Origin of the sequence: Micromonospora sp. NPDC051296, assembly GCF_040682255.1 — a bacterium.
Lineage (GTDB): Bacteria > Actinomycetota > Actinomycetes > Mycobacteriales > Micromonosporaceae > Micromonospora > Micromonospora craterilacus.
On the sequence record NZ_JBFBAO010000256.1, the window covers coordinates 1 to 10425 of the forward strand.

The window sequence follows — 10425 nt, forward strand, 5'->3', positions numbered from 1 at the left end:
GGTGACGCACGTGGACGGCTCCGCCCGCCTGCAGACCGTCGACGCCGCCGTGGACCGCCGCTTCCACGCGCCGGCTCGGCTGCGATGGATGTCAACGCGCCGGGCGGCGCCGGCGCGGGTTTGCGGACGAATCCGGTGGACGTGGCCGCGACGCAGGTGCGGGCGAGTGAGAGCGGTGGACGTGGCCGGGGCGGGCGGCGTGGGTGGCCTGGGATCAGCCGGCCTGGTGGACGGCCTGGTTGAAGACGGCGGACCCGACCATCGCCATGCCTCCGTCCACCACGACCTGAGCCCCGTTGACGTATGCGGCCAGCGGCGACAGCAGCACGACCGCCATCTGGGCGATCTCCTCCGGCTCGGCGAACCGGCCCAGCGGCACCATGCCGGACCACACCTGCTCGGTGACCGACTCGGCCAGCCGGCGCATGCCCTCGGTGCCGCTGACCGGGCCGGGCACGATCGAGTTGGAGCGGATGCCGTGCGGCGCCCACTCCAGCGCCAGCGACCGCATGAGCTGGTCCACGCCGGCCTTGGCGGCCGCCACGTGCGCCTGGCGGGCGAACGGCATCTGCGACTGCCCGCCGGAGACGAACAGGACGGTGCCCCGGGTACGGCGCAGCTGCTCGTACGCGGCGTGCGCGCAGTGGAAGCTGCCCAACAGGTCGATGTCCACCACCGCGCGAAAACCGTTGGAGCTGATCCGTTCGGCCGGGGCGAGGAAGTTGCCGGCGGCACCGCAGACCACCGCGTCGACCGCGCCGAAGCGCTCCTCGGCCAGCTCGAAGGCGGCCTTGACCGCGGTGGCGTCGCGTACGTCGGCGACCGCGTAGGCCGCCTCGGCGCCGATCGCGGTGAGTTCCTCGACCGCGTCCTTGAGTTTGGTCTCGGTGCGCCCGCAGATCACCAGGTTGGCGCCGACCCCGGCGCAGGCCTTGGCGATGGCCAGGTTGACCCCGCTGCCGCCGCCGCTGACGAACACGGTCCGCTGACGCAACAGGTCCTTCGGCAGTAGCGCGCGCATGTGCCAGCTCCCAACCGGGCGAAGGTCGCCGTCACTCATCGGCGTCGGCGTCGAGTCTTCACCAAGTTGACAACAGTGTCAAGTATTGACGGCCTTGTTGATCCGGCCTGGTCGCGGCTGGCGGAGCGGCGGATGGCCGGTGCGGCCGAACGGCCGGTCGCCGGCCCCACCGCGATGGTGGGACCGGCGACCAGTGGTGGTATCTGATGAGGACGGCTCGGATCAGGCGGCGTCGCTGGCGCCCGCGGCGGCCACCTCCCGCCGGGCTGCCGGGTAGCGGATGCTCTCCACCATCTCGGAGATCTCCGCCGGTGGCGGCGCCGTCATCTTCGACACCACGATCGTCACGATGAAGTTGACGATGGCACCGATGGTGCCGATGCCCTCCGGGCTGATGTCGAGGATGTGCGGGTTGGCCGCAGTGCCGAACACCGGCAGCGTGTAGATCATGTATGTGGCGGTGAACGCCATACCGGTCACCATGCCGGCGGCCGCACCGGTCGCGTTACATCGTTTCCAGAAGATGCCGAGCACGATGACCGGGAAGAAGCTCGCCGCTGCCAGACCGAACGCGAACGCGACCACCTGCGCCACGAACGCGGGCGGGTTGATACCGGCGTAGATCGAGATCAGCACCGCGAGGCCCATCGCGATCCGGCCGGCGAGCAGCCGCTGCTTGTCGGTCGAGTCCCGCTTGACCCGGCGGAAGTACAGGTCGTGCGAGAAGGACGACGAGATCACCAGCAGCAACCCGGCCGCGGTGGACATCGCGGCGGCCAGGCCGCCGGCCGCCACCAGACCCACGATCGGTGCCGGCAGCCCGGCGATCTCGGGGCTGGCCAACACGAGGATGTCGTTGTTGACGATCAGGTCCGCCCCGGATGTCGGGCTGTTGCTGACCGTCGAGATGGTCTGCACCCCGTCGCCGACCGTGACGAGACCGGTCGCCGCCCAGTTCTCCACCCACGAGGGCAGCGCGTCCGCGGAGACCCCGTTCACGTTCTGCAGGAGGTTCAGCTTGGTGAACGCGCCCACCGCCGGGGCGGTGGTGTAGAGCAGCGCGATGAAGAAGAGTGCCCAGAAGGCCGAGTAGCGGGCACCCCGCACGCTCTTCGTGGTGTAGAACCGGACGATCACGTGCGGCAGACCGGCGGTGCCGATCATCAGCGACATCGTCACCAGGAATACGTCGATCTGCGGTCGGGCCGCGAACGCGTCGGTGAACTCGTGCAGGCCCATCTGGACGCTGATCGTGTTGAGTTCGGCGAGGATCTGCCCGAAGGACACCTGCGGAATCGGAATGCCGGTCATCTGCTGGGCCACCGCGACCGCGGGGATCAGGTAGGCGACGATCAGCACCGTGTACTGCGCCACCTGCGTCCAGGTGATGCCCTTCATTCCGCCGAGCACCGCGTACAGGCCGATGACCACGGCGGCGACGATGACGCCGCCGGTGACGTCCAGGCCCAGGAACCGGCTGAAGACGATGCCGCCGCCGCGCATCTGCCCGACCACGTAGGTGAAGGAGATGATGATCGCGGCGACGGCGGCGATGGTCCGGACGGTCTCCGAGTACCGGTCACCGACGAACTCGGGCACCGTGAACTTGCCCCACTTGCGCAGGTAGGGGGCGATCAGCAGGGCCAGCAGCACGTAGCCGCCGGTCCAGCCCATCAGGTAGATGGAGCCGTCCGATCCCAGGAAGGCGATCAGGCCGGCCATCGAGATGAACGACGCGGCCGACATCCAGTCGGCGGCGACGGCGGCACCGTTGGCGATCGTGGGGATGCCCTGGCCGGCCACGTAGAAGCCGGCGGTCTCCTTCACCCGGCTGCGCCAGGCGATGTAGAGGTAGACGGCGAAGGAGCCGCCGATGAAGACGAGCGTCCAGGTTTGGATCTGGCTCACTTGCTCGCCCCCTCGGTCTCCTGCTCATCGACGCCGAACTGGTTGTCCAAGCGATCCATCATCTTCGCGTAGACCAGAATCAGAATTACGAAGACGTAGATCGATCCCTGTTGGGCGAACCAGAAGCCGAGCGGGAATCCGGCGATCACGATCTTGTTCAGCGGCTCGACGAGCAGAATGCCGAAGCCGAACGAAACGGTGAACCAGATGGCCAGCAGGATCACCATGAGCCGGAGGTTGCGGCTCCAGTACTCCTTGCGCCAGCCGTTGTCCGGCGGTGCCGTCGGTGGTGGTGACGCCGGTGGCGGTTCACCGCCACGGGTGTCCACATCGGGGGTTACCTCGGTCATGTCCTGGAGCCTCCTAGTCGGTACGGAACAAGCGGATCCGGCGAGGGGCCTGCGACACGGCGCCCGGCTGGTGGTGGCACGGAGCTGTTGCCGCTGCCCGATCCGCGCTCCCACGCCCCGGCACCTGACGCGGTTGTGCGGTCGGTCACACCTTTAGTCTGGGAAGGGAACGTGACGCGGCTCCGTCGGGCAAGAGTTGATCCGCCATGTGCCGGTACGGGGCGGTGAACGGTCGACGGGATGCGATGAGCGGTCCGTGGACCCGCAGCAGCGATGAGCGTCGTCTGTTTTGCGGCTGTTCGTGACAGCGAGCCGACCGTCCACCGATGCAGGGCGACCGCTCGCCGATTGCCCGCTCGGTCACCGGCCCGCCACCGCCTAACATCCGGAGATGGCCGACACCGCATCCACCGCCGCGCCGGTTCGCCGGCGCATCCTCCACCCCGGCAGCCTCGGAATGTTCGTCGGCGGCGTGCTCGCGCTGGTCGGCTCGCTGCTCCCGTGGGTGATCACGCCGTTCGGGTCGCTCTCCGGCGCGGCCGGACCCGGTCTGTGGACGTTGAGTGCGGCGTTCATCGCCATCGCCGGTGCCCTGCTGCCGTACCGCAAGGTCGCCATCGCGCACTGCCTGCTCCCCGGGCTGGCGGCGGCCGCCCTCGTCGGCTGGCAGGTCGCACGTCTCATCAGCATCAGCGCCAGCACCGACAGTTGGGGTCAGCTGATGCCCGGCATCGGCATGGTCATGGTCGCCGGCGGGGCGGTGGTCCTGATCCGTACCGGGATGCGCCTGATCTCGCTCCGCTGATCGTCTGCTCTCCCACGCCGGCCAGAACCCCTGAATTTGGCGCGCAGAAAGTCTTGGCGGGCCGGTGAAACCACCTTCCACACCCACGCGTCATCAGGCTGTATCGACCGAGGACCTCGGGCCGGCAGGAGCGGGCGCGTGGCCGCGGCAGCCGCAGGAGGGTGGGGAGAACCGTGTTGTTGGGGAGATGGCTCGCCGGTGTGGGTCTGGTGGCGCTGGCCGGCGCCGCCGTAGGGGTGTACGGAGTGGCGTCGGCGTCCGAGGGTGACGTTCCTGCGGTCGGGCCGGCGGCGGTCGCGGTGACGGAGACGCCCGGTGCCGCGAAGCCGGGGACCAAGGCCACGGATCCGGTGCTCTCCGGCAAGCGTCGGGTCACGATCGTACGGGTCGGCGCGTTCGAGTCGGGGCTGTCGCTGCTCGACGGCGGGCGGCTGGCCGAGGTGGACGACGACCGGGGCCGGCAGGTGTTCGTGCCGACCCCGTTGGGCAAGCAGGAGTTCCTGATCAAGTCGTACTACGGCGGCGGCACCGGGCAGCCGGTCTGCTGGCAGGCGCACAACCCGGGCAACGCGCAGCCGCTGGTGGTGCGGGGCGCCACCTGCCGGGCCGGCGACCCGCGCCAGCGGTTCGTGATCGCTCCGGCCGCCGGCGGCGGGGCCCGGGAGTTCGTGATCAGCAACCAGTGGGCGTACCTGCGGACCTCCGCGCGATCCGGTCTGATTCTGGAGGAGTTGGGCGACGCGCCTCCGGCGAGCAGTTTCCGGTTCAACGACACCGGGCCGGCACCGCGTCGCGGGTGACGCCTTGGTGGCGGCCCCGGCCGGACGGGCACTCCGGTCAGGGCCGCCACCGGCGTCGCGACGGGATGCGGCCCGGCATCGGTCGCCGCATCCTTGTAGTCATGACCACGATCGACCAGTCCGGGTGGAGACAATGATCGATGCGCGACGCTGAGGAGTTCGACGCCTTCTACTCCGCGTCCGCCCAGCGGGTGCTGGGTCACCTGTACGCGATGATCGGCAGCCGGGCCGAGGCCGAGGACGCGGTGGCGGAGGCGTACGCCCGGGCCTGGGACCGCTGGGCGTCCGTACGGGAGTGCGACAGCCCGGAGGCCTGGGTACGCAGCGTGGCGTACCGGGTGGCGGTGAGCGCCTGGCGCAAGGCGGTCAACCGGCTCAGCGCCCACCGCCGGCACCTCGCCGAGCAGCACGTCGAGGCGACCACGGTCGACCACGTCGCGGTGGTGGCCGCGCTGCGGCGCATACCCACCGAGCAACGCCGGGTCGTGGTCCTGCACCACCTGGTCGGTCTCAGCGTGGCCGAGATCGCGACGGAGGTCGGTGCCAACGCGAACACCGTCAAGACGCGGCTCGCCCGGGGACGCAGAGCGCTTGCCGCGCACCTGGCCGACGACGAGTACCAGAGCACGGGCGGGGGGAGGAGCCATGACGTCTGACCGGAATCTCGACGACGCGCTGCGGGCGGTGGCCCGGCACGGCGGGCGGGGGATGATTCACGCCGCCACCGAGATCCGGCGCCGTGGCGACACCCGTCGCCGGCGTCGCCATGTCGCCGCGGTCGCCGCCGGCGCCGTCCTGGTCGGTGCGCTCGGCGCGGGTGCGGTCGTGATCCGTCTCGCCGGGGCGCCGCACACCATCCCGGTCGGCCCGGCCGAGCCGACCCCGATCCCGACCGACCCCACCCCGGCCCCGGCCACCACCCCATCCGGCTCCGGCCCGTCCAGCCCGTCCGCCGGCCCGACCTCCGGCGCCTCCAGCCCGACCTCCGGGACGTCCAGCCCGCCGGGTTCCGATACGGTGCTGTCCGGGCAGCGTCAGGTCACCATCGTGCGGGTGTCGGACCAGGCGGCCGGGCTGTCGCTGCTCGACGACGGTCGGCTCGCCGAGGTCGACGGCGACGAAGGCCGCCAGCTGTTCGTGTTCGCGCCGCAGGGGCCCGACACCTATCTGATCCGCACCGCGGAGCCGGGCACCGACGACCTGACCGACACCTGCTGGGAGGTCCGGTCCTCGGGCAGCCAGCCGCTGCGGGTGGTCGCGGCCCCCTGCGCCCCGGAAGAGCCGAGGCAGCAGTTCTCGATCGTCCGCGACGGGCAACGGAACGGCGCGCCGACGTACGCGATCAGCAACCACTCCGCCTATCTGCAGAACTCCGCGACCCGTGGCCTGATCCTCGAGGAACTCGGCGACGCACCCCTGACCACCCGGTTCCGGTTCGTCGACAACGGCGCTGCGCCGGGGTGACGGATCGCGTGCCCGAGCGGGCGTCTCGGGTGGAGATCGGGCAGACAGCAGGGCCAAACGGGCGATCAGTATGCGCGGTATGCGCCTGATCGCCCGTTCCCGACTGCCCGTTCGGGGCTGGTGCTCGGGCAGCAAAACCACCAGATTGACCTGCATGTGACCGGGGTCACGCGCCGTTAACGGTGTTACAAAAAGACCCACGGGCCGGCAGGAGGTGCAAAGTGGACGCAACGGAGCGCAGACACCACATCCTCACGCTGGCGCGCCGTCAGGGCGACGTCGACGTGCGGAAGCTGGCCGCCGACCTGGCCGTCGCGCCGGAGACGATCCGACGCGACCTGAGCCTGCTGGCCCAGCAGGGCCTGGTGCGGCGGACGCACGGCGGCGCATACCCGGTGGAAACCGCCCGCTTCGAGACCACCCTGGAAACCCGGGCCACCCGGATGGTCGTGGAGAAGCGGCGGATCGCCACCGCGGCCGTCGAGCACCTCGGCGACGCGGAGTCGGTCTTCATCGACGAGGGCTACACCCCGCAACTCATCGCCGAGGCGCTGCCCACCCACCGGCCGCTGACCGTGGTGACCGCCTCGCTGCACACCGCGGCGGCGCTGGCGGCGTACCCGACCATCACCGTGCTGCTGCTCGGTGGCCGGGTCCGCGGACGCACGCTGGCCACCGTCGACCACTGGGCCACCCGCATGCTCGCCAGCTTCGTCATCGACCTGGCCTACGTCGGGGCGAACGGCATCTCCCGCAAGCACGGGCTGACCACGCCGGACCCGGCCGTGGCGGCCGTCAAGGCCCAGGTGATGGCGGTGTCCCGGCGGGTGGTGTTCGCCGGGGTGCACACCAAGTTCGGCGGCCACAGCTTCTGCCGCTTCGCCGACGTCGCCGACGTCGACACCATCGTCACGGACACCGCGCTGCCGGCGTCCGAGGCACACCGTTACTCACTGCTCGGCCCGGTGGTGCTGCGCGTCTGAGCGCCCCGGCTGATCCCTCCTTCACCCACCACACCACCACCATGGAGGTTTGCTGTGCCCAGAACACGATCTCCTCGCCGATGGCGCGGCACGCTCGCCGTCGCCCTCGCGGTCGGTCTGGCTTCGACCGCCTGCTCCGGAGCCGGCGGCGGCTCGTCCGGCGACGGCGACGGTACGGCCATCACCGTGCTGATGGTCGGCAACCCGCAGATGGAAGACCTGGCCAAGGTCACCGCCGACAACTTCACCAAGCAGACCGGGATCACGGTGCGGTTCACGATCCTGCCGGAGAACGAACTGCGCGACAAGGTGACTCAGGACGTCGCCACCCAGGGCGGGCAGTACGACGTGGCGACGATCGGTGCCTACGAGGCGCCCATCTGGGCGCAGAACGACTGGCTGCACGAACTCAGCTCGTACGCCGACGCCGACACCGGATACGACAAGGCCGACCTGCTCCAGCCGATGGTCGCCTCGCTCTCCGGCGCCGACGGCAAGCTCTACGCCGCGCCGTTCTACGGCGAGTCGTCCTTCCTGATGTACAACAAGGAACTCTTCGCGGCCAAGGGCATCACCATGCCCGAGCGGCCCACCTGGCAGCAGGTCGCCCAGTTCGCCGCCCAGCTCGACGACAAGAGCGCTGGCGTCGCCGGCATCTGCCTGCGCGGCCTGCCCGGCTGGGGAGAGCTGTTCGCGCCGCTGACCACCGTGGTGAACACCTTCGGCGGCACCTGGTTCGAGAAGGACTGGACGCCCAAGGTGAACGCGCCCGAGTTCACCGAGGCGACGAAGTTCTACGTCGACCTGATCCGCTCGCACGGCCAACCGGGCGCCCCGCAGGCCGGGTTCACCGAGTGCCTGAACACGTTCGGCCAGGGCAAGGCGGCCATGTGGTACGACGCCACCTCCGCCGCCGGCACGCTGGAGGACGCCAACTCCAGCACCGTCGCCGGCAAGGTCGGCTACGCGTACGCGCCGGTCAACAAGACCGAATCCTCAGGCTGGCTGTGGGCCTGGGCCCTCGCAATGCCGAAGACCACCAAGAACGCCGACGCCGCCTGGAAGTTCATCTCCTGGGCCACCGGCAAGGAGTACGAGGCGCTGATCGGCTCCTCGCTCGGCTGGTCCCGGGTGCCGGCCGGCAAGCGCCAATCCACCTACCAGATCGCCGAGTACCGCGACTCCGCCACCGCCTTCGCCGACATCACGCTCAAGTCCATCCAGGAGGCCGACCCGGTCAACCCGGGGGTGCAACCGCGCCCCGCGCTCGGCGTGCAGTTCGTCGGCATCCCGGAGTTCGCCGACCTCGGCACGAAGGTGTCGCAGGAAGTGTCGGCCGCGATCGCCGGCCAGATCACCGTCGACAAGGCGCTCGCCGACGGCCAGCGGCTGGCCGAGGACGTCGCCAACAAACACCGGTAGTCGCGTGCCGGGGTCGGCCACCGGCCGGCCCCGGCCCTGCCCCGAGGTGGACCGATGACCACGACCATCACCACCGGTGCGGGCGCGACACCGCGCCCCACCGTACGACCCTCCCGTCCTGGCCGGGGGCAACGCTGGGCCCGCCGGGCCCCGCTGCTGCCGGCCCTCGTCTTCGCCATCGTGGTGACCCAGCTGCCGTTCCTGTTCACCCTCTACCTGTCCACCCAGAGCTGGAACGTGCTGCGGCCCGGCAGCCGTGAGTTCATCGGGCTGGCCAACTACGGGCGGGTGCTCACCGACGACCGGCTGCGCGCCGCCCTGGTGAACACGGTGGTGCTCACCGCCTCGTCGGTGATCCTGTCCGTGCTGCTCGGCCTCGGCCTGGCTATCCTGCTGGACCGCAAGTTCCCCGGCCGGGGCATCGTCCGTACCCTGCTCATCACCCCGTTCCTGGTGATGCCGATGGCGGCGGCGCTGCTCTGGAAACACGCCATCTACAACCCGTCGTACGGCCTGATCAACGGCATCCTCGGCGGCAGCACCGACTGGGTGTCGCAGTACCCGATGGTCTCTGTGGTCGCCGCGCTGGTCTGGCAGTGGACCCCGTTCATGATGCTGATCATCCTGGCCGGGTTGCAGGGCCAGTCCCTGGAGACGCTCGAAGCCGCCCGGGTGGACGGCGCCGGGCCCTGGCAGACCTTCACCCGGGTGACCCTGCCCTACCTGCGGCCGTACCTGGAGCTGGGGGCCCTGCTCGGCTCCATCTACCTGGTGCAGACCTTCGACGCGGTCTTCACCATCACCCAGGGCGGACCCGGCCGGGCCACCACCAACCTGCCGTACGAGATCTACCTGACCACCTTCCGCAAGTTCGAGTACGGCGAGGCCGCCGCAGCCGGCGTCGTGGTGGTGATCGGCACCATCATCGTCGCCACCTTCGCGCTGCGGGTGATCTCCAGCCTGTTCCGGATGGAGGACGCGCGATGACCGCCCTACGTCAACGCGCCGCCGGCGCGACCCGTCGCAGCACCGCCGGCCCGGCCCGCCGCAGCACCGGCGTGACCGGAGCGGCCTGGACCGTGCTGGCCTGGCTCGCCGGGCTGTTGTTCTTCCTGCCGGTGTTCTGGATGGTGCTCACCGGCTTCAAGCGCGAGGTCGACGCGGCCAGCAACCCGCCGTCCTGGTTCTTCACTCCGGTCCTCGACGGCTACCGGCAGGTCTTCGACCGGGACATCACGCCGTACCTGCTCAACTCGATGATGGCCAGCCTGCTTTCCACCCTGCTGGTGCTGCTGCTGGCCACCCCGGCGGCGTACGCGCTGTCGATCCGGCCGGTCGCCAAGTGGCGCGACGTGCTGTTCTTCTTCATCAGCACGAAGATGCTGCCGGTGGTCGCCGCCCTGCTGCCGATCTACCTGCTGGTCAAGGAACTCGGCATGCTGGACAACATCTGGACCATGGTCGTGCTCTACACGGCCATGAACCTGCCACTCGCGGTGTGGATGATGCGCTCGTTCCTGCTCGAGGTGCCGCCGGCGCTGATCGAGGCGGCGGCCATGGACGGCGCCAACCTGATCGTCACCATCCGGCGCATCCTGCTGCCGATCGTCGCGCCCGGCCTGGCCGCCACCGCGCTGATCTGCTTCATCTTCAGCTGGAACGAGTTCTTCTT

General features: G+C 70.1%; 11 protein-coding genes. 8 read left to right on the plus strand and 3 right to left on the minus strand.

Annotated features, from left to right (window positions below):
- Positions 1 to 214 precede the first annotated feature (214 nt).
- From AB0M52_RS23665 to AB0M52_RS23675, 3 genes are all read right to left on the minus strand, one after another.
- Positions 215 to 1021, minus strand: a complete 807-nt coding sequence (locus AB0M52_RS23665) for an SDR family oxidoreductase (protein ID WP_363957480.1) — start codon at positions 1019 to 1021, stop codon at positions 215 to 217.
- Between the two features lie 222 nt (positions 1022 to 1243).
- Positions 1244 to 2929 carry a sodium:solute symporter family protein gene (locus AB0M52_RS23670; RefSeq protein WP_363957483.1) on the minus strand — a complete coding sequence of 562 codons (1686 nt, stop codon included), beginning with the start codon at positions 2927 to 2929 and terminating at the stop codon, positions 1244 to 1246.
- Positions 2926 to 3279, minus strand: a complete 354-nt coding sequence (locus tag AB0M52_RS23675; RefSeq protein ID WP_363957486.1) for a DUF4212 domain-containing protein — start codon at positions 3277 to 3279, stop codon at positions 2926 to 2928. Before AB0M52_RS23675 ends, AB0M52_RS23670 begins: the two co-directional genes overlap by 4 nt.
- 391 nt (positions 3280 to 3670) lie before the next feature.
- Here AB0M52_RS23675 and AB0M52_RS23680 point away from each other — a divergent pair, with 391 nt between their 5' ends.
- The 8 genes from AB0M52_RS23680 to AB0M52_RS23715 all read left to right on the plus strand — a co-directional run.
- On the plus strand, positions 3671 to 4084 hold the full coding sequence (locus AB0M52_RS23680) for a hypothetical protein (protein ID WP_363957489.1): 414 nt from the start codon (positions 3671 to 3673) through the stop codon (positions 4082 to 4084).
- Positions 4085 to 4257: 173 nt separating this feature from the next.
- On the plus strand, positions 4258 to 4884 hold the full coding sequence (locus AB0M52_RS23685; protein WP_363957492.1) for a hypothetical protein: 627 nt from the start codon (positions 4258 to 4260) through the stop codon (positions 4882 to 4884).
- 140 nt (positions 4885 to 5024) lie between these two features.
- Positions 5025 to 5540: a sigma-70 family RNA polymerase sigma factor gene (locus tag AB0M52_RS23690; protein ID WP_363957495.1), complete on the plus strand. Its 516-nt coding sequence runs from the start codon at positions 5025 to 5027 to the stop codon at positions 5538 to 5540.
- Positions 5530 to 6348, plus strand: coding sequence for a hypothetical protein (locus AB0M52_RS23695; protein ID WP_363957498.1), 819 nt, complete (start codon positions 5530 to 5532; stop codon positions 6346 to 6348). The genes AB0M52_RS23690 and AB0M52_RS23695 overlap by 11 nt, the downstream gene beginning before the upstream one ends.
- 221 nt (positions 6349 to 6569) lie before the next feature.
- Complete coding sequence (locus tag AB0M52_RS23700; protein ID WP_363957501.1) at positions 6570 to 7331, plus strand: DeoR/GlpR family DNA-binding transcription regulator; 762 nt, start codon at positions 6570 to 6572, stop codon at positions 7329 to 7331.
- 54 nt (positions 7332 to 7385) lie between these two features.
- Positions 7386 to 8753 (plus strand): sugar ABC transporter substrate-binding protein, encoded by a 1368-nt coding sequence (locus AB0M52_RS23705; RefSeq protein ID WP_363957503.1) that lies wholly within the window; start codon positions 7386 to 7388, stop codon positions 8751 to 8753.
- A 54-nt stretch (positions 8754 to 8807) separates the two neighbouring features.
- Entirely contained in the window at positions 8808 to 9740 is a 933-nt protein-coding gene (locus tag AB0M52_RS23710) for a sugar ABC transporter permease (protein WP_363957506.1), read from the plus strand.
- On the plus strand, positions 9737 to 10425 hold a 689-nt coding region (locus AB0M52_RS23715; RefSeq protein WP_363957509.1), incomplete at its 3' end, for a carbohydrate ABC transporter permease. The genes AB0M52_RS23710 and AB0M52_RS23715, both read left to right, overlap by 4 nt.